At 71.0% G+C, this 18,705-nt stretch carries 16 protein-coding genes; 7 read left to right on the forward strand and 9 right to left on the reverse strand.

Annotated elements, in window-relative coordinates:
- The first annotated feature begins 131 nt into the window (after positions 1-131).
- From AB4091_RS12265 to AB4091_RS12275, 3 genes are read left to right on the forward strand one after another with little or no spacing between them, the layout of a single operon-like run.
- Positions 132-974, forward strand: coding sequence for an alpha/beta hydrolase (locus tag AB4091_RS12265; RefSeq protein ID WP_442292026.1), 843 nt, complete (start codon positions 132-134; stop codon positions 972-974).
- Between the two features lie 40 nt (positions 975-1,014).
- Positions 1,015-2,004, forward strand: coding sequence for a ribose-phosphate diphosphokinase (locus AB4091_RS12270; protein WP_442292027.1), 990 nt, complete (start codon positions 1,015-1,017; stop codon positions 2,002-2,004).
- Positions 2,001-2,390, forward strand: coding sequence for a DUF3054 domain-containing protein (locus AB4091_RS12275; protein WP_442292028.1), 390 nt, complete (start codon positions 2,001-2,003; stop codon positions 2,388-2,390). The genes AB4091_RS12270 and AB4091_RS12275 overlap by 4 nt, the downstream gene beginning before the upstream one ends.
- A gap of 161 nt (positions 2,391-2,551) precedes the next feature.
- Here AB4091_RS12275 and arc read toward each other — a convergent pair whose 3' ends face one another.
- From arc to AB4091_RS12295, 4 genes are all read right to left on the reverse strand, one after another.
- A complete protein-coding gene (gene arc / locus AB4091_RS12280) occupies positions 2,552-4,315 on the reverse strand; it encodes a proteasome ATPase (RefSeq protein WP_442292029.1) in 1,764 nt (587 codons plus the stop codon).
- A 55-nt stretch (positions 4,316-4,370) separates the two neighbouring features.
- Positions 4,371-5,450: a tRNA (adenine-N1)-methyltransferase gene (locus AB4091_RS12285; protein ID WP_442292030.1), complete on the reverse strand. Its 1,080-nt coding sequence runs from the start codon at positions 5,448-5,450 to the stop codon at positions 4,371-4,373.
- A gap of 11 nt (positions 5,451-5,461) precedes the next feature.
- On the reverse strand, positions 5,462-5,878 hold the full coding sequence (locus AB4091_RS12290) for a single-stranded DNA-binding protein (RefSeq protein ID WP_442292031.1): 417 nt from the start codon (positions 5,876-5,878) through the stop codon (positions 5,462-5,464).
- Positions 5,879-6,028: 150 nt separating this feature from the next.
- The gene (locus AB4091_RS12295) at positions 6,029-7,174 is read right to left on the reverse strand and encodes a site-2 protease family protein (RefSeq protein WP_442292032.1); all 1,146 of its coding nucleotides are present in this window, start codon (positions 7,172-7,174) and stop codon (positions 6,029-6,031) included.
- A 104-nt stretch (positions 7,175-7,278) separates the two neighbouring features.
- Between AB4091_RS12295 and AB4091_RS12300 the strand changes: the two genes are divergently transcribed.
- A complete protein-coding gene (locus AB4091_RS12300; protein ID WP_442292033.1) occupies positions 7,279-8,118 on the forward strand; it encodes a RecB family exonuclease in 840 nt (279 codons plus the stop codon).
- A 152-nt stretch (positions 8,119-8,270) separates the two neighbouring features.
- On the opposite strand, the gene AB4091_RS12305 is transcribed toward AB4091_RS12300, so the two are convergent.
- The gene (locus AB4091_RS12305) at positions 8,271-9,653 is read right to left on the reverse strand and encodes an aspartate aminotransferase family protein (protein WP_442292034.1); all 1,383 of its coding nucleotides are present in this window, start codon (positions 9,651-9,653) and stop codon (positions 8,271-8,273) included.
- Positions 9,654-9,681: 28 nt separating this feature from the next.
- A complete protein-coding gene (locus AB4091_RS12310) occupies positions 9,682-11,184 on the reverse strand; it encodes a CoA-acylating methylmalonate-semialdehyde dehydrogenase (RefSeq protein ID WP_442292035.1) in 1,503 nt (500 codons plus the stop codon).
- 59 nt (positions 11,185-11,243) lie between these two features.
- Here AB4091_RS12310 and AB4091_RS12315 point away from each other — a divergent pair, with 59 nt between their 5' ends.
- The gene (locus AB4091_RS12315; RefSeq protein WP_442292036.1) at positions 11,244-12,596 is read left to right on the forward strand and encodes an aminotransferase-like domain-containing protein; all 1,353 of its coding nucleotides are present in this window, start codon (positions 11,244-11,246) and stop codon (positions 12,594-12,596) included.
- Positions 12,597-12,615: 19 nt separating this feature from the next.
- On the opposite strand, the gene AB4091_RS12320 is transcribed toward AB4091_RS12315, so the two are convergent.
- Complete coding sequence (locus AB4091_RS12320; RefSeq protein WP_442292037.1) at positions 12,616-12,993, reverse strand: DUF5997 family protein; 378 nt, start codon at positions 12,991-12,993, stop codon at positions 12,616-12,618.
- A 78-nt stretch (positions 12,994-13,071) separates the two neighbouring features.
- Here AB4091_RS12320 and AB4091_RS12325 point away from each other — a divergent pair, with 78 nt between their 5' ends.
- Complete coding sequence (locus AB4091_RS12325; RefSeq protein WP_442292038.1) at positions 13,072-13,917, forward strand: LysR substrate-binding domain-containing protein; 846 nt, start codon at positions 13,072-13,074, stop codon at positions 13,915-13,917.
- A gap of 54 nt (positions 13,918-13,971) precedes the next feature.
- On the opposite strand, the gene AB4091_RS12330 is transcribed toward AB4091_RS12325, so the two are convergent.
- The gene (locus AB4091_RS12330; protein WP_442292039.1) at positions 13,972-14,679 is read right to left on the reverse strand and encodes an HAD family hydrolase; all 708 of its coding nucleotides are present in this window, start codon (positions 14,677-14,679) and stop codon (positions 13,972-13,974) included.
- Positions 14,680-14,683: 4 nt separating this feature from the next.
- A complete protein-coding gene (gene metH / locus AB4091_RS12335; RefSeq protein ID WP_442292040.1) occupies positions 14,684-18,466 on the reverse strand; it encodes a methionine synthase in 3,783 nt (1,260 codons plus the stop codon).
- Positions 18,467-18,499: 33 nt separating this feature from the next.
- Here metH and AB4091_RS12340 point away from each other — a divergent pair, with 33 nt between their 5' ends.
- The gene (locus tag AB4091_RS12340) at positions 18,500-18,682 is read left to right on the forward strand and encodes a hypothetical protein (protein WP_442292041.1); all 183 of its coding nucleotides are present in this window, start codon (positions 18,500-18,502) and stop codon (positions 18,680-18,682) included.
- Positions 18,683-18,705: the final 23 nt, after the last annotated feature.

Raw genomic sequence — 18,705 nt, forward strand, 5'->3', positions numbered from 1 at the left:
ACATGCCCCTGCGAACCAAGCTCCTCGCTCGGGCGCTGCAGCGTTGGCGCGGCGGCATCGCCACGCTCACTCCGCACGGAATCGCCCGCAGCAGAGCGCTGTTCACGCCACCTCGACCCCCATACACCTGGGTGACAGGACCCGTCCCGTCGTCGGTGCTGGTCGGCGCCACGGCGTTCACCGCCCGCGACGGCGCCTCGATCGCAGTCCGCACCTACCGTCGCCGGGACGCCGGCGGCGACACGCTGCCGGCTCTGCTGTGGTTCCACGGCGGCGGGTGGGTGCTCGGCAACACTCGCGGCTACGACCCGATCTGCGCGTGGCTCGCCGACACCTGCCGGGTCGTCGTGCTGAACGTGGACTACCGGCTGGCGCCGGAGCACCGCGCACCGCAGGCCGCGCACGACTGCGTCGATGCGGTCCGTTGGGTGTCGTCCCTCGGGCCGGCGGACGGCATCCGCCCCACGGGGATCGGCCTTGCCGGCGACTCGGCAGGCGGCAACCTCGCCGCCGTGGCGGCGCACGTGCTCCGTGACGACCCCGCCGACGTCACGTACCAGGCGCTGCTCTACCCCGCGGTCGACGCCACGATGAGCAGCCCGTCCGTCGCCCAGCACGCGCAGGCGCCGATCCTCACGCGGCCCGACATGGACGCGTTCCTCGCGCACTACCTCGGCGACGGCGAGGATGCGCTCGACCGTCGCGACCCCCTCGTGTCGCCCCTGCACGCACCGGACCACGAGCGACTCCCGGCGACCCTCGTGCAGACGGCTGACCTCGACCCGCTGCGCGACGAGGGCCGTCGCTACGCCACGGTGCTGCGCGAGGCAGGCACGACCGTGCGTCACACGAACTACCCCCGGGTGCCACATGGCTTCATGAGCTTCCCGGGCGCCACCCGGGCCGGGGGCGCCGCCCGTCTCGAGCTCGCTCAGTGGGTCTCGGGCCACGCACATCCCGGGAGCGTCGGATAGTCTGCGGAGGCACGCGAGTCTCGTGAGGGATGGTCTCGAAGTGAACGATGTCGTCGTGTTCAGCGGCTCCGCGCACCCTGCGTTCGCCGACCGCATCTGCTCCCACCTCGGGGTGACGCGTTCCCCCGTCGACATCAAGCGGTTCAGCAACGACTGCCTCCAGGCGCAGCTGCTCGCCAACTGCCGCCAGCGAGACGTCTACATCGTGCAGCCGCTCGTGCCGCCCACCCAGGAGCACCTCATGGAGCTGCTCCTCATGATCGACGCGGCGCGGGGCGCCTCGGCGGCGCAGATCACTGCCGTCATGCCGCACTACGCCTACGCGAGGTCCGACAAGAAGGACGCGTCCCGCATCTCCCTCGGGGGCCGTCTTGTCGCCGACATGATCTCGACGGCCGGCGCGCACCGTGTGCTGACGATGGCGCTCCACGCCCCGCAGGTGCACGGCTTCTTCTCGACCCCCGTCGACCACCTCACCGCGATCGGCGTGCTCGCCGACCACTTCCGCGACGCCGACCTCACGAACTCGATCGTGGTCAGCCCCGACCTCGGCAACGCCAAGGTTGCCACCCAGTTCGCCCGCCTGCTGGGCCTGCCCGTCGCGGCGGGCTCGAAGCAGCGCGTTGCCGACGACCGCGTCGTCATCGAGTCGATCGTCGGAGACGTCTCCGGGCGGCGAGCGATCATCCTCGACGACGAGATCGCCACCGGCGGCTCGATGCTCGAGCTCATGGACCGCCTCAAGGACGCCGGCGCCACCGAGGCCGCCATCGTCTGCACCCACGGCCTCTTCGCCGGCAAGGCCGTCGAGCGGCTCAGCGACCACCCCTTCGTCACCGAGGTCGTCACCACCGACACGGTGCCGGCGCCCGAGGGTTGGCCCGAGCTCAAGGTGCGGTCGGTCTCGGCCCTCTTCGCCGAGACGATCAGCCGTATTCACCACGGCCGTTCGGTCAGCTCCCTGTTCGAGGGCGTCGACCCGACCCACGCTCCGCCCCAGGCCAAGCTGCCGTTCGAGACGCACGCATGACGGGCACCCCCTGGTGGCGCCGCCCCGGGCCGGCCCTCCTCGTCGACGCGGCGCTCGTCGTCGTCTTCGCGGCCGTCGGACGCGCCAGCCACGACGAGACCAACCCCGTCGTCGGCGCGCTCAGCACCGCGTGGCCCTTCCTCGTGGGCACGGCACTGGGCTGGCTCGTCGTCCGCGCCATGCGGCGGACGTGGCCGGTGGATGTCGCTCCCGGCGTCACGGTGTGGTTCGCCACGGTGCTCGTCGGGATGGTGCTGCGGCGCGCGGTCGGCTCCGGCACCGCGGTCAGCTTCGTCGTCGTGGCCTCGGTCGTGCTGGCGGTGTTCCTGCTCGGCTGGCGGGCCCTGGGGGCGTATGCCGCCCGCCGCACCCCCGCACGCACCTGACCCCACCCGTCGAGAGGCCAAAATTCGCCCCCTCGCGAACGTCGAGAGGCCAAGATTTGCCCTCCGCAAGCGACGAAAGGCCCAGCCCCGCCTCAGCGTCGAGGGGGCGCACACGTGTGCCGTGTGGACCGCCTCGCGGACCACACGGCATACGTGAGGTGTCAGAGGTACTGACCGGTGTTGGCCGTGGCGATCGAACGACCCGGCTCGGTGCCGTCCTTGCCCTTGATGAGCGTGCGGATGTAGACGATGCGCTCGCCCTTCTTGCCGCTGATGCGCGCCCAGTCGTCGGGGTTGGTCGTGTTGGGCAGGTCCTCGTTCTCCTTGAACTCGTCGACGCAGCTGGCCAGCAGGTGCTCGACGCGGATGCCCTTCTGGCCCGTGAGGAGGAAGTCCTTGATCGCGAGCTTCTTGGCCCGGTCGACGATGTTCTGGATCATCGCGCCCGAGTTGAAGTCCTTGAAGTAGAGGATCTCCTTGTCGCCGCCCTGGTAGGTGACCTCGAGGAAGCGGTTCTCCTCCATCTCGGAGTACATGCGCTCGACGGCCGCCGTGATCATCGCCTCGACCGTCGCCTCGCGGTCTCCGCCGTTGACGGCGAGGTCGTGCTCGTGCAGCGGCAGCGTGTGGGTGAGGTACTTGCTGAAGATGTCACGCGCGCTCTCGGCGTCGGGCCGCTCGATCTTGATCTTCGCGTCGAGCCGGCCGGGCCGCAGGATCGCGGGGTCGATCATGTCCTCACGGTTCGAGGCTCCGATGACGATGACGTTCTCGAGCCGCTCGACGCCGTCGATCTCGGCGAGCAGCTGCGGCACGATGGTCGTCTCGACGTCGCTGCTCACACCCGAACCGCGCGTGCGGAAGAGGGAGTCCATCTCGTCGAAGAAGACGACGACGGGCGTTCCGTCAGAAGCCTTTTCGCGGGCGCGCTGGAAGATCAGGCGGATGTGCCGCTCGGTCTCACCGACGTACTTGTTGAGCAGCTCGGGGCCCTTGATGTTGAGGAAGTAGCTCTTCTCGGTCTGCTTGCCGGTGCGCGCCGCGACCTGGCGCGCGAGCGAGGCAGCCACCGCCTTGGCGATGAGCGTCTTGCCACAGCCGGGCGGCCCGTAGAGCAGCACTCCCTTGGGTGGCTTGAGGGCGTGCTCCTTGTAGAGCTCGGGGTGCAGGAACGGCAGCTCGACGGCGTCGCGGATCTGCTCGATCTGCCCGGCGAGACCACCGATGTCGGCGTAGTCGACGTCGGGCACCTCCTCGAGGACGAGCTCCTCGACCTCGAGCTTCGGGATCAGCTCGTGGACGAAGTTGGACCGGGGGTCGAGGGTGAGGGAGTCGCCGACCCGAATGTGCTCGGCGAGGAGGGGCGTGGCGATGCGGCACACCCGCTCCTCGTCACCGTGCGTCACCACGACGACTCGGTCGTACTCGAGGCGCTCCTTGACCGTGACGACCTCGCCGACGCGCTCGTAGCCGTGGACCGACACGACGTTGAGAGCCTCGTTCAGCATCACCTCGCGGCCCAGGCCCAGCTGCTGCTGGTCGACGGACGGGCTGATGGCGACCCGCATCTTGCGGCCACCGGTGAGGATGTCGATCGCTCCGTCGTCGGGCGCGTCGACCACCAGGCCGTAGGTGCTCGGGGGCTGCGCGAGACGGTCGACCTCCTTCTTGAGCGTGACGATCTGCTCGCGAGCGTCCTTGAGCGTGCGCACGAGGCGCTCGTTCTGCGACGAGAGCGTCGACAGGCTGGTCTGCACGTGCGCCAGCCGTGCCTCCAGCTCGCGGGTGCGCTGCGGCGAGTGCCGTGCCACCTCGCGAAGAGACTCGACCTCGGCGCGCAGGGCCGCGAGCTCGCGGTCCCCCACGTCGGGAACTCCGGCGCCGGCGGCACTCTCAGGGTCTGGGTTGCGGACGTCGTCAGACATCGTGGCCTCCTCATCCGTCACTCGCACACAGTGACGATTCGACCCTAACCCCGCGTCAGCCCAAGTCGTCGGACGTTTCAGCCACTGATCGGCGTAGGCGTCGGATCGTCTTGTCGCTCTTGACCCGTTCGCCGAGCGCCTCGGGGGTCCAGGCGTCGGCCGGGATGTCGGTGGCGGCAGTGGAACCGGGGATCGGAGCGGGCCCGTCGACGGCCCCGGCGATGGAGACGTCGGTGCCGTTGCCGTCGCTGTAGGCCCCCTTGGCCGGGCGTCGCTTGCGCTCGGGTGCGTCGACACCCGGCGCCAGGCGGCGGGTGGTGATGAGGAAGCCGGTGTGCCCGTGCATGCGGTGCTGGGGGCGCACGGCGAGCCCCTCGAGGTGCCAGCCACGCACGAGCGACTCCCAGGCAGAGGGCTCGGTGAAGCCGCCGTGGGCACGGATGCCCTCGGCGACCCGGCTCAGCTGGGTGGTCGTGGCCACGTAGCAGATGAGCACCCCACCGGGGATCAACGCCTCCGAGACGGCGTCGAGGCACTCCCACGGCGCGAGCATGTCGAGCACCACGCGGTCGATGGTGCCGGACTCGGCCACCTCCGGCAGCGACTCGACGAGGTCGCCGACCGTCACGGTCCAGGCCGGGTGGTCCCCGCCGAAGAAGGCGCGCCCGTTGCCTCGGGCGATGTCTGCGAAGTCCTCGCGACGCTCGAACGACAGCAGCCGGCCGCTCTCGCCGATGGCCCGCAGCAGCGACATCGACAGCGCCCCGCTGCCGACGCCGGCCTCGACCACCGTCGCCCCCGGGAAGATGTCGGCCATCTGGACGATCTGGCCCGAGTCCTTGGGGTAGACGACCGCGGCCCCGCGAGGCATCGACATGACGTAGTCGCTGAGGAGCGGGCGGAGCGCGAGGTACTCGACGCCGGCTGTGTTGGTCACGACGGAGCCGTCGTGCGAGCCGATGAGGTCGTCGTGGCGCAGGAAGCCGCGGTGGGTGTGGAACTCGCGGCCGGGCTCGAGCGTGATGGTGTGCAGACGGCCCTTCGGGTCTGTCAGCTGCACCCGCTCCCCCACCTCGAAGACGCCGCGACGGTTGTGGGCTGCACCGGTGACGAGGGACTGCGCGGCGTCGGTCATGGGAGCACAGTCTAGGTGCCCGTCGAGCGGCGTCCGGACACGCGACGGAGGGCGCCCGCCTCGACCTCGTAGCGGCTCTGTCGACCGGTGGGGCCACCGAAGAACCGCCGACGCAGGGACCCGTCGAGCTCCACCAGGTCACCCGCCTGCAGCCGCAGGGCGGTGCGACGGGTCGTGGCCGTCCAGCACACGACGTCGATGGTGTCGACGGTGGCACGGCGGGGCCCGTCAGCGGCGTCCTTGCGGCGGCGGGGCGGGTCTGCGCGCGGAACCACCACGCGCAGGGTGACGATGCGGTCGCCGCTCGGCAGCTCGCGCTCGTCGGGCGGGGCAGCGACCCTGCCCGCGAGCCCGACTTCGTTCCTTCCCGCCGGCGGGTCGGTCGGCGTCTCGTTCGGCGTCTCGGTCGGCGTCCTGCTCGTGCCCATGGTCACTCCCTTCGGCCCGCCCATCGGGCTCTGGGCCCACGCTCGCCGACCTCTCCGCCCGGTGCACCCGGGCGGCCCTCTTGTGGAAAGCCGCACCTGAGGTCAGGGGGATGTGGACAGCCCGGTCAGGTCAGCGCTGGTCAGGGCCGGTCAGCGCCGACCGCGGCGTCCCAGCTCGGCGCCCACGACCGCGTTGATGCGCTCGGCCGTGGCCAGTCCACGCACGTCGCGCGTGGCCTCGTCGATGACGACGGCCTGGGAAAGGTCACGCTCGCTCATCACGCGGATCAGGTCGGTCAGCACTGCGTCGTCCGCCAGGGCGACCACCCACGAGACGGGCTGGGCGATGGTGACCGACGCGACGGCCGTGCGGCCGCGGGCCTCCTCCGGCACACCGACCGCGGACGCCGCGTCGACGAGCCCCAACGGCCACCCCGCAGGGTCTGCGGCGGCCACGTGAACACCCTGTGAGACAGCCGTCTCGACCTCGGAGACCGTCGTGCTGCCGGCGACGAGCACGACCGGCTCGAGCACGTCGGTCGCCAGCCCGGAGGTGACCTCCTGGATGTGACCGGCCCGGACGGCCGCCGTCGCGCCCTGCCACAGGAAGAAGGCGATCGCCACCGGCCAGACGATGTCGAAGATCTCGGGGGCGCGTCCCTCGACCAGAGGCCGCACGGCGAACCAGGCCACCGTCAGCACCGCGACCACGCGGCCGAGCCACCCGGCGGCGACGAGCCCGCGCCCCCGGCTGCCGGTGGCCCGCCAGACGAGGGCGCTCACGATCTGGCCGCCGTCGAGGGGCAGTCCCGGCAGCAGGTTGAACAGGCCGACCAGCAGGTTCGCGAACGCCACGATGCCCAGGAGCGTCAGGGCCGTCTCGTTCGTGGTGAGCGCCCGGACGCCCCAGACAACCGCCGCCAGGAGCAGGTTCGACAGCGGACCGACGACGGCCACGAGGGCGGTCGTGCCCGGCGAGCTGCGGGTCGCGTCGTAAACGGTGTGGCCGCCCCAGACGTCGGCCACGATGCGGCTGACCGGGTGACCGCGCCACTGTGCCACCAGGGCGTGGGCCGCCTCGTGCACGAGCACCGACACGAGCAGCAGCACGGCGTAGCCGGCAGCCAGCAGGTAGCCATAGGCCGGGCCCCGGTCGGCGCGCGCGAGGTTGGGGCCGAACACCACGACGATGAGCACGGCGATGAGCGGCCACGATCGGCCGAGGTACACCGGGGTGCCGGCGAGGCTGCCGATCCGCCACCCGTGGGAGGTGCCCCGGCGGGCGGGAGTGCTCATGCTCCAACCCTAGGGCCTGCGCGCCGGACCGACCTGTGCCGGTGCGATCCGCTGCCTGTGGGTCGCGTCAGTGCCCTGTCGCCGCCGCGGCATACAGTCGGGACATGGTCTCAGCGCTGTCCCCGAGTCGGGCCTCCGACTTCATGTCGTGCCCGATGCTCTATCGCTTCCGGGTCATCGACAAGCTCCCCTCGCCGCCGACCCAGGCGACGGCTCGGGGCACGCTCGTCCACGCCGTCCTCGAGCGACTCTTCGACCTCCCGGCGGCCGAGCGCACCATCGACGCCGCTGTCGGTCTCGTCCCCCAGGAGTGGGATCGGCTCGCCGAGGAAGAGCCGGCGATGCTCGAGCTGCTGACCGAGCAGCAGGGCCGCACCGACGAGTGGTTCGCCGGCGCGGCGTCGCTGCTCCAGACGTGGTTCGGGCTCGAGGACCCCACCCGGCTCGAGCCCGCCGAGCGCGAGCTCTACGTCGAGACCGAGATCGACGGCCTGGTCCTGCGGGGCTACGTCGACCGCCTCGACGTAGCCCCGGGGGGAGCCATGCGCGTCGTCGACTACAAGACGGGACGCTCGCCGTCCGAGCACTTCGAGGCCAAGGCCCTCTTCCAGATGAAGTTCTACGCGCTCGTCCTCTGGCGCCAGCGGGGCGTCATTCCCAAGCGCCTCCAGCTCGTCTACCTCGGCAACAGCGAGATCGTCGCCTACGAGCCCGACGAGCAGGACCTCCTCGGCACCGAGCGCAAGGTCAAGGCGCTCTGGGCCGCGATCGAGCGCGCAGCCACCACCGGTGACTGGCGCCCCAGTCCCAGCCGCCTCTGCGACTGGTGCGAGCACCGGGCGCTGTGCCCGGCCTGGGGCGGCACCCCGCCCCCGCTGCCGGTCGACGCCGCCGACCGAGCCGTCGACCCCACCGTCACGGGGCTGGTCGAGATCGACGCCTGACCGGCGACGCAACGCGTCCCCGAGGGCGTACGCCGTCCCCTGCCATCCCCGCCAGGTGGCGTATGCCGTCACTCGGCAGCGCGGCGCGCCTGCCGTCCGGTGTGGACCCGCGGTCCGCGCCCGACGGCATACGCCCTCCCCGCTCGTTCCGGTCAGGCGGTGAACTCGTCGGCGACGTCGAGCGCCGCGTCGAGCACGGCGAGCCCCTCCTCGGCCTCCGCGGGCGTGGTCGTGCAGGGCGGGACGACATGCGTGCGGTTGAAGTGGGTGAACGGCCACAGGCCGCGTTCCTTGCACGCAGCCGCGAAAGCGGTCATCGGGGCAGCCGCCTCCCCGCCGGCGTTGTACGGCACGAGCGGCTCGCGGGTCTCGCGGTCGCGCACGAGCTCGACGGCCCAGAACACGCCGAGTCCCCGCACCTCGCCCACGCTGGGGTGCCTCGCCGCGATCTCGCGCAGCCGTGGGCCGATGACGTCGGTGCCGAGCATGCGGGCGTTCTCGATGATGCCCTCGTCGCGGAAGGCGTTGATCGAGGCGACTGCGGACGCGCACGCCAGGGGATGACCTGAGTAGGTGAGTCCCCCGGGGAAGGCGCGCTCGTCGAAGGTGGCGCGGATCTCGTCGGAGATGATGACGCCTCCGAGCGGCACGTAGCCGGAGTTCACCCCCTTGGCGAAGGTGATGAGGTCGGGACGCACGCCCCAGTGGTCGACTGCGAACCACTCGCCGCAGCGCCCGAAGCCGGCCATGACCTCGTCGGCGATGAGGATGATGCCGTGTTCGTCGCACAGGTCGCGCACGCCCTGCAGGTAGCCGTCCGGCGGCACGAGGATGCCGTTGGTGCCGACGACCGTCTCGAGGATGATCGCGGCGATGGTGTGGGCGCCCTCGACCATGATCGTGTCGCGGAGGTGCTGGAGCGCCCGGTCGCGCTCCTGCTCGTCGTCCTGGGCGTGGAAGGCCGAACGGTAGGTGTAGGGGCCCCAGAAGTGCACGACCCCGGGGTAGCCGGGCTCGGACGGCCAGCGGCGGGGGTCGCCGGTGAGGGTGATCGAGCCGGCGGTGGCGCCGTGGTAGCTGCGGTAGGTGGCCAGCACCTTGTGGCGCCCGGTGTGCAGGCGTGCCATCCGCATCGCGTTCTCGTTGGCCTCTGCACCGCCGTTGGTGAAGAACACCGCCGACAGGCCCTCGGGGGCGACCTCGGTGATGAGCCGGGCGGCCTCGCTGCGGGCGTCGTTGGCGAACGACGGCTGGATGGTCGCGAGCCGGCCCGCCTGCTCCTGGATCGCGGCCACGACCTTGGGATGGTTGTAGCCGATGTTGACGTTGACGAGCTGGCTGCTGAAGTCAAGATAGCGCTTGCCGGCGTAGTCCCAGAAGTACGACCCGTCGGCGCGGGCGATGGGCAGCGGGTCGATGAGCCCCTGGGCGGACCACGAGTGGAAGACGTGGGCTCGGTCGAGGGCTCGCACCTCGTCCTCGCCCATCTGGTCGAGCAGGTCCTTGACGACGGTGCGGCGGTCCAGGTCGGTCATGGTGGGAATGCTCCTGTCTGTAGCGCGCTCAGCGGGTGCGAGGGAAGCCGAGGTCGACGGTGGACGTCGCCGGGTCGGGCCAGCGCTGCGTGACCACCTTGCCGCGCGTGTAGAAGCTGATCCCCTCGGGTCCGTACATGTGGGTGTCGCCGAAGAGAGAGTCCTTCCAGCCGCCGAACGAGTAGTAGGCGACGGGCACGGGGATCGGCACGTTGATGCCGACCATGCCGACCTCGACCTCGTTCTGGAAGCGGCGAGCCGCGCCGCCGTCGCGGGTGAAGATCGCGGTGCCGTTGGCGTACTGGTTGCGGTTGATGAGGGCCAGGCCCTCCTCGTAGGTGTCGACCCGCACGACGGAGAGCACCGGACCGAAGATCTCGTCGCGGTAGACGGTCATGTCGGGTGTCACGTCGTCGAGCAGCGTCATGCCGAGGAAGAAGCCGTCGGCCGGCACGTGCTGGTCGCGGCCGTCGACGACGACGGTGGCCCCGGCGGCCGCGCCCTCAGCGACGTAGCCGGCGACCTTGTCGCGGTGCTCGGCCGTGATGAGCGGGCCCATGTCGGTCCCCTGGGCGGCGCCGGGCCCCACCGTGAGCGCGGGCAGCCGGTCGGAGACGGCGCGCACCAGCTCGTCACCGATGCCGCCGACCGCGACGGCGACCGAGAGCGCCATGCACCGCTCGCCCGCCGCCCCGTAGGCAGCCGACACGATGGCGTCGGCCGCCATGTCGATGTCGGCGTCGGGCAGCACCAGGGCGTGGTTCTTGGCTCCGCCCAGCGCCTGGACCCGCTTGCCGTTGGCAGTGCCGCGCTCGTAGATGTACTTGGCGACCGGGGTCGACCCGACGAAGCTGACCGCGGCGACGTCCTTGTGGTCGAGGATCGCGTCCACGGCCGCCTTGTCGCCGTGCACGACGGTGAAGACGCCGTCCGGCAGGCCAGCCCGCTTCCACAGCTCGGCGAGGAACAGAGCGGCCGACGGGTCCTTCTCACTGGGCTTGAGCACGAACGTGTTGCCACAGGCGATCGCGTTGGCGCACATCCAGAGCGGCACCATGACGGGGAAGTTGAACGGCGTGATGCCGGCGACCACGCCGAGCGGCTGCCGGATGCTGTAGACGTCGACTCCGGTGGTGGCCTGCTCGGAGAAGCCGCCCTTGAGCAGCTGCGGTACGCCGGTGGCGAACTCGACGTTCTCGAGGCCGCGGGCGATCTCGCCGACGGCGTCGGAGAGCACCTTGCCGTGCTCCGCGGTCACGATCGCGGCGAGTTCGTCGGTGTGCGTGTGGAGCAGCTCGCGGAAGGCAAAGAGCACCGCCGCCCGCTTCGAGAGCGAGCTCGTACGCCAGTCGCGACTCGCGGCGGCAGCGGTCTTGACCGCGGCATCGACCTCGGCGGCCGAAGCGAGGGCGACCTCACCTGTCTGCCGGCCGGTCGCAGGGTCGTGGACGGGCGCGGTGCGGCCTGATTCGCCGGGCACCCGCACACCCTGGATCCAGTGGTCGATGACGTTCACGGTGGGGCTGGTCATGCGGCAACGCTACGTGCCAGCACCGACCCACACAAAGCGCACATTGCTATGTTACGAACATGCGAGCCCAGATCTCCGCCATCGAGGAGCGCCTCGACGCGCCGACGGCGAAGGGTCTGGCACAGGCGGTGTCGCGGGCGATCCGCGACGCCACCCTGCTGCCCGGTGACCACCTGCCGCCGATCCGTCGGGTCGCCGAGGAGCTGATGATGTCGCCCACCACGGTCAGCGCCGCCTGGCAGCTGCTCGCCCGGTCGGGCACGATCCGGTCCGACGGCCGCCGCGGCACCACGGTCGCTCCGACGACGCGCGGCGGCGAGCGCTACAGCCGCGCCCTGCGCCACGAGTCACCGGTCAGCCTCGACCTGTCGACGGGCATCCCCGACGGTCGGCTGCTGCCGTCGCTGCACTCGGTGCTGGCCCGTCTCGACGACCTGACGACCCCGAGCAGCTATCTCGACGACCCACTCCTCGACGGCCTGCGAAGCGCGTTGCTCCACGACTGGCCGTATGCCGCCGAGGAGCTCCTCGTGGTCGATGGCGCCATGGACGCCCTCGACCTCGTCACGCGCGTTCTGCTCCGGCCGGGCGACCTGGTCGTGGTCGAGAACCCAGGGTTCCCACCGTTGCTCGACCTGCTCGAGGACAGGGGCGTCGACGTGGTGGGTGTGCCGCTCGACGAGACCGGCATCGACCTCGATCGGGTCGAGGCCCTGCTCCCCCGCCGGCCGGTCGCCGTGGTGATCCAGCCGCGCGGTCAGAACCCCACCGGCATCTCTATGTCACCCACCCGGGCCCGTCGCCTCGCCACGCTCCTCAAGGGACAGGACTGCATCGTCATCGAGGACGACTCCAGCGGCCCCATCTCCACCTCGTCCCCGATCAGCCTCGGGACCTGGATGCCCGACCAGGTGCTGCACATCCGCAGCTACAGCAAGTCCCACGGTCCCGACCTGCGCATCGCGGCCCTGAGCGGCCCAGCGGCGCTGCTCGCCCCGGTGCGTCACTCGCGCGCCCTCGGCCAGGGGTGGACGAGCCGGCTGCTCCAACGCGTCCTCGAATCGCTGCTCAGCGACCAGGCGTGTCAGCGTCAGATCGCCTCTGCCAGAGCGGAGTACGCGCGCCGCCGCGAGCTCGTCGTGACGCGACTCACCGAGCACGGCATCACCGTTCCCGGCTCCGATGGGCTCAACATCTGGGTGCCCGTGCGCGACGAGGCGGCCGCCGTCCTCCGGCTGGCCAGCCATGGCATCGCCGTCACCCCGGGCTCACCGTTCTCGGTCGAGCCGGTCAGCGGCACCGCCGGCCACGTCCGGGTGACCACGGGGCTCGTGCGCCACGACCACGTCGAGGTGGCCGACCTCGTCGCCGAAGCGGCAGTGGCCGGGGCGTGGACCGCCCAGCACCGCTGAGTCCGAAAACCGCTGCGCCTCAGTCGCGCTCGGCGTTGCGGGCCTGCACGCGGGCGTCCTCGGCGCGAACCTGGGTGAGGATGTCGCGCTCGGCCACCAGCCACGACGGCATCTCTTCGAGGAGCGTCTTGATCTCGTCGGTCGTCAGGTGCTCTCCCACGCCGGCGCGCACGAGCCCGCTTCCGGAGACGCCCAGGCGCCGGGCCGACTCCTGTCGGGTGTGCGGCCCGTTGCGGCGCAGCGACGCGAGCCACTCGGGCGGGTCGGCCTGCAGCGCGTTGAGCTCGTCACGGCTGACGACGCCGTCCTGGAAGTCCGCAGGTGTCTCCGACAGCAGCACCCCGAGCTTCTTGGCGGCCGTCTGGGGCTTCATCGTCTGCGACTTGGGCGAGGGCATGGCTCCAGCCTAGGGCGTGCGCGGGGGCCGACGTGACACCGTGGCGGTCCCTCGGGCGTGGTCCTCTACGCTCGTGAGGTGTCCGAAGCCGCAGCAGGGAGCCCGCCGGACGGCGGGCCGCCGTTCCGCGTCGAGTTCGTCCCCGGCGTGACGCCCGACAAGTGGCTGCGGGTGTGGGAGCGGCGACTGCCCGACTCCCCCATCGAGGCCGTCCCGGTGGACGACGACGAGGCCGTGGGCCACCTGCGCGACGGCACGGCCTCGATGGCGTTGCTCCGCCTGCCTGTCGAGCGTGATGGCCTGCACGTCATCCCCCTGTACGAGGAGGTCCCGGTCGTCGTGGTGGCGAAGGAGCACGTCGTCGCCGCGTTCGACGAGGTGGACGTCGCCGACCTCGCCACCGAGGTGCTGATGCAGCAGCCGGGCACGGTGCCCGAGTGGGCAGCGGTGGCGGCACCCGAGGCGCGCGAGCGATCGTCCGCGATGCCGCCGATGACGGCCAAGCAGGCGATCTCGGTGGTCGCGAGCGGCTCCGGCATCGTCATCCTCCCCATGTCGGTGGCCCGACTGCACCACCGCAAGGACGTCGTGCACCGGCCGGTGGCCGGTGTCGCACCCTCGGGCGTGGGGCTCGCCTGGCGGGTGGACGACGACGACCCGCGCGTCGAGGACTTCATCGGCATCGTCCGCGGGCGCACCGAGCGCAGCACGCGCGGAGCCCACGGCGCCCCGGCCGGCGAGGTGCCCGCCAAGGGTGCCCGGGACGGGTCGGCCGGCAGCGGCAAGGACGGCGGCAAGGCCAGCGCCCGCCACCCGCGTACGCGCCAGAAGCCGAACAGCGCGAAGGGCTCGTCGGCCGGCGGGGCGGCACGCCGTGGGCGCGGTGGTCCGGCGGCAGGACGCAGCCGACGCAAGGGCCGCTGACCCCGGGCTCCGACCTGGGCAGCCCTGGGCTGCCCTGAGCTGACCTGAGCTGCCTCAGCGTCCGGCGCGCACCGACGCGACGATCCGCGTGAGGTCTGCGGCCGAGACTCCCGCCAGGGTGTCGATGTGCACCGCGCCCTCGACCTCGGGCACCGGGACGACGTGCGGGATCGCGATCGTGGGCACGCCCGCGGCGGTCGCTGAACGGACGCCGGCGGGCGAGTCCTCCAGCGCCACACAGTCGGACGGTTCGGCACCGACCAGGCGGGCGGCCGCCAGGTAGGGCTCGGGATGCGGCTTGCCGTGGCTGACCTCGTCACCGGTCACGAGAGCCTGGAACGCCCCCTCGGGCAGGCGCCCCACGACCATGTCGGCGAGAGTGCGCCACGACATGGTGACGAGCAACGAGGGCACCCCGAGCGCGCCGAGCTCGAGCAGCAGCTCACGGGCACCCGGTCGCCACGGCACGCGCTGCTCCACCTGCGAGATGACGCGCGCCAGCAGCGCGTCGATGATCTCGGGCACCGTCAGCGCGATGCCGGACTGGTCGATGATCAGCTGCGCCGACACCTCGAGCGCGTTGCCCACCAGCTTGTGAGCGAACTCGTCGTTCCAGACGCCGCCGTGCTCGGCGACGACCTCGTGCTCGGCCTGGATCCAGTACGGCTCGGTGTCGACGAGGGTGCCGTCCATGTCCCAGAGGACCGCTGCGGGGTAGGTGGGCGCGGCGCTCTCGGTGTGCGCGGCCTGCGAGATGGTCACCGGGTCAGTCCTCCGGGTCGTAGGCGAGGTTGGCGGAGAGCCAGCGCTCGGCCTCGGCGAGCGTCCAGCCCTTGCGCTCGGCGTAGTCCTGCACCTGGTCGCGGCCGAGGCGACCGACGACGAAGTACTGCGACTGCGGGTGCGAGAAGTACCAGCCGGAGACCGATGCGCCCGGGGCCATGGCCATGCTCTCGGTGAGGGTCATGCCCGTGTTGGCCTCGACGTCGAGCAGGCGCCACAGCGTCTGCTTCTCGGTGTGCTCGGGGCACGCGGGATAGCCGGGAGCAGGCCGGATGCCGGCGTACTGCTCCTTGATCAAGGCGACGTTGTCGAGGTGCTCGTCGGGCGCGTAGCCCCAGAACTCCTTGCGTACGCGTTCGTGCAGGCGCTCGGCGAAGGCCTCGGCGAGGCGGTCGGCCAGCGACTCGAGCAGGATCGCGTCGTAGTCGTCGAGGTCGGCCCGGAACTTCGCCACGCGCTCCTGGCTGCCGAGGCCGGCCGTCACGGCGAAACCGCCGACCCAGTCGCGCGAGCCCTTCGGGGCGACGTAGTCGGCCAGCGAGCGGTTCGGCACTCCGGCGCGGTGGTCACCCTGCTGACGCAGGTGGTGCAGCACCGCCAGGGGCTCGGTGCGCTGGTCGTCGAGGTAGACCTCGACGTCGTCGCCGGTCGAGTTGGCCGGCCAGAACCCGATGACGCCGTTGGCGCGCAGCCAACGCTCGTCGACGATGCGGTCGAGCATCGCCTGCGCGTCCTCGTAGAGCTTGCGCGCCGCCTGCCCACTCGCCGGGTTGTTGAGGATGTCGGGGAAGCTGCCCTTGAGCTCCCAGGCGTTGAAGAACGGCTGCCAGTCGATGTAGCGACGCAGCTCGCCGAGCGAGTAGTCGTGGAACACCTTGACGTGCTGGGAGGCCCGATGCGAGCGCGTGATCGACGAGACGTCGTGGTCCTGCTGGAGCAACAGGTGCGGGTGCGGCGGCCGGTAGCCGGACCAGTCGATCTCGCTGCGCCGCTCGCGCGCCTGCTCGAGCGTCAGCAGTGGCCGCTCGTGCTTCGTCGCGTGCCGGGCCCGAAGGGCGTCGTAGTCGTCCTTGACCTTGGCCATCAGCTTCGGACGCAGCTCGTCGCTCAGCAGGGCTGCTGCGGTGGGCACCGAGCGCGAGGCGTCCTTGACCCAGACGACGGGCCCGTCGTAGCGCTGGTCGACCTTGACGGCCGTGTGGGCACGGGACGTCGTCGCTCCACCGATGAGGAGCGGGATCGTGAGGCCTTGGCGCTGCATCTCCGCGGCGAAGCCGACCATCTCGTCGAGGGAGGGGGTGATGAGGCCCGAGAGCCCGATGATGTCGGCGTCGTGCTCCTTGGCGGCGTCGAGGATCTTCTGGGCGGGCACCATGACCCCGAGGTCGATGACCTCGTAGTTGTTGCACTGGAGCACGACGCCGACGATGTTCTTGCCGATGTCGTGGACGTCGCCCTTGACGGTCGCCATGACGATCGTGCCGTTGGTGTCTTTGGCCTTGGCCAGCGCGGGGTCCTTGGCCTTCTCCTCCTCGATGAACGGGATGAGGTAGGCGACAGCCTTCTTCATGACCCGGGCGCTCTTGACCACCTGCGGAAGGAACATCTTGCCCGACCCGAAGAGGTCGCCCACGACGTTCATGCCGTCCATCAGGGGCCCCTCGATCACCTCGATCGGCCGGCCGCCCCGCTCGGCGATGTCGGCGCGGAGCAGCTCGGTGTCGGCCTCGATGTGCGCGTCGATGCCCTTGACGAGGGAGTGCGTGATGCGCTCACCGAGCGGGAGCGCGCGCCACTCCTCCTCACTCACCTCGGCCGCCTGACCGACCTTGTTGTACTCCTCGGCGATCTCGAGGAGCCGCTCCGCGGCATCCGGCCGGCGGTTGAGCACGACGTCCTCAATGCGCTCACGCAGCTCGGCGTCGACCTCGTCGTAGACCGCGAGGGCACCGGCGTTGACGATGCCCATGTCGAGGCCGGCCGCGATCGCGTGGTAGAGGAAGACCGCGTGGATCGCCTCGCGCACCGGGTTGTTGCCGCGGAAGCTGAACGAGACGTTCGAGATGCCGCCCGACACCTTGGCGCCCGGGAGGTTCTCCTTGATCCACCGGGTCGCCTCGATGAAGTCGAGTCCGTAGGAGGCATGCTCCTCGATGCCCGTCGCGACGGCGAAGACGTTGGGGTCGAAGATGATGTCCTCGGCCGGGAAGCCGACCTGTTCGGTCAGCAGCCGGTACGCGCGTGAGCAGATCTGCTTGCGGCGCTCGAGAGAGTCGGCCTGGCCGTCCTCGTCGAAGGCCATCACGACCGCCGCTGCGCCGTACTTGCGCACGAGGCGGGCGTGCTCGAGGAAGGACTCCTCCCCCTCCTTGAGCGAGATCGAGTTGACGATCGCCTTGCCCTGGACGCACTTGAGGCCCGCCTCGATGACCTCCCACTTCGAGGAGTCGACCATGACCGGCACCCGGCTGATGTCGGGCTCGCTCGCGACGAGCTTGAGGAAGCGGTCCATCGCCGCGACCCCGTCGATCATCCCCTCGTCCATGTTGACGTCGATGACCTGCGCGCCGCTCTCGACCTGCTGGGCGGCCACCGAGAGCGCGGTGTCGTAGTCGCCGTCCTTGATCAGCGTGCGGAAGCGAGCCGATCCGGTGATGTTGGTGCGCTCGCCGACGTTGACGAAGAGGCTGTCGTCGGTGATGGTGAACGGCTCGAGGCCCGAGAGGCGCATGGCCGGCTCGATGGTGCCGAGCTCACGCACCGCCTTGCCGTCGACGGCCTTGGCGATCGCCGCGATGTGCTCGGGCGTCGTGCCGCAGCAGCCGCCCACGAGGTTGACCAGCCCGGCCTCGGCGAACTCGCCGACGATGGCCGCCGTCTCGTCGGGCGCCTCGTCGTACTCACCGAATGCGTTGGGCAGGCCGGCGTTGGGGTAGCAGGACACGAACGAGTCGGCGAGGCGGGCCATCTCGGCGATGTAGGGCCGCATCTCCTTGGCGCCCAAGGCACAGTTGAGCCCGACGGCGAGCGGGGAGACGTGCCGGATCGAGTCCCAGAACGCCTCGGTCACCTGACCGGAGAGGGTGCGCCCCGAGGCGTCGGTGATCGTGCCCGAGACGACGACGGGCCAGCGCCGCCCCTGCTGCTCGAAGAGGGTCTCGACGGCGAAGATCGCGGCCTTGGCGTTGAGGGTGTCGAAGATCGTCTCGATGAAGATGAGGTCGCTGCCCCCGTCGATGAGCCCACGGGCCGCCTCGAGGTACGCGGACACGAGCTGGTCGTAGCTGACGTTGCGCGCGCCGGGGTCGTTGACGTCGGGGGAGATCGAGGCCGTACGCGTCGTCGGGCCGAGAGCGCCCGCGACGTAGCGCGGCTGGTCGGGAGTGCGCCCGGCCATGGCGTCGGCCTCACGGCGGGCCAGCGCGGCGGCCTCGAAGTTGAGCTCGTACGCGAGCTCCTCCATGCCGTAGTCGGACAGCGAGATGGCGTTGGCGTTGAACGTGTTGGTCTCGATGATGTCGGCCCCGGCCTCGAGGTACTCGCGGTGGATGCCGGCGATGATGTCGGGAGCCGTCAGCGTCAGGAGGTCGTTGTTGCCCTGCACGTCGCTCGGCCAGTCGGCGAAGCGCTCGCCGCGGTAGCCCGCCTCGTCGGGGCGGTCGCGCTGGATGGCCGTGCCCATGGCGCCGTCGAGGATCATGATGCGCTGCCCGAGGATCGCGGTCAGGGTCTCGGTGGCGTCGGGTCGCTGCTGCGACGGTGACACGATGGCTCCTCTCTGCGGCGCGGGGTGTGCGCCGTGGGACGGGACCGCCCTGATTCTACGGACCTCACGCGTCGCATGCTCTTCCGCCCGCAGTGCGGGCACCCCGGCCGGCGCGCGACGACGCCGCTCCGGATCGGAGCCGGCCCACCGGCATACGGCGGCACGCCCGGCAACCCCAGCGACTCCCGCGCCGTGGGGCGGCAGGTCCTAGGCTGAAGGTGTGGACGCGAGGGCGGCCA

This window comes from Terrabacter sp. 2RAF25, assembly GCF_052115265.1.
Lineage (GTDB): Bacteria > Actinomycetota > Actinomycetes > Actinomycetales > Dermatophilaceae > Terrabacter.

What these genes read in the sequence shown, in the direction of transcription:
- AB4091_RS12275 (WP_442292028.1), top strand. Translation starts at nt 2,001, where the DNA reads ATGACGGGCACCCCCTGGTGGCGCCGCCCCGGGCCGGCCCTCCTCGTC.
- arc (WP_442292029.1), bottom strand. Translation starts at nt 4,315, where the DNA reads ATGTCTGACGACGTCCGCAACCCAGACCCTGAGAGTGCCGCCGGCGCC.
- AB4091_RS12285 (WP_442292030.1), bottom strand. Translation starts at nt 5,450, where the DNA reads ATGACCGACGCCGCGCAGTCCCTCGTCACCGGTGCAGCCCACAACCGT.
- AB4091_RS12290 (WP_442292031.1), bottom strand. Translation starts at nt 5,878, where the DNA reads ATGGGCACGAGCAGGACGCCGACCGAGACGCCGAACGAGACGCCGACC.
- AB4091_RS12295 (WP_442292032.1), bottom strand. Translation starts at nt 7,174, where the DNA reads ATGAGCACTCCCGCCCGCCGGGGCACCTCCCACGGGTGGCGGATCGGC.
- AB4091_RS12300 (WP_442292033.1), top strand. Translation starts at nt 7,279, where the DNA reads ATGGTCTCAGCGCTGTCCCCGAGTCGGGCCTCCGACTTCATGTCGTGC.
- AB4091_RS12305 (WP_442292034.1), bottom strand. Translation starts at nt 9,653, where the DNA reads ATGACCGACCTGGACCGCCGCACCGTCGTCAAGGACCTGCTCGACCAG.
- AB4091_RS12310 (WP_442292035.1), bottom strand. Translation starts at nt 11,184, where the DNA reads ATGACCAGCCCCACCGTGAACGTCATCGACCACTGGATCCAGGGTGTG.
- AB4091_RS12315 (WP_442292036.1), top strand. Translation starts at nt 11,244, where the DNA reads ATGCGAGCCCAGATCTCCGCCATCGAGGAGCGCCTCGACGCGCCGACG.
- AB4091_RS12320 (WP_442292037.1), bottom strand. Translation starts at nt 12,993, where the DNA reads ATGCCCTCGCCCAAGTCGCAGACGATGAAGCCCCAGACGGCCGCCAAG.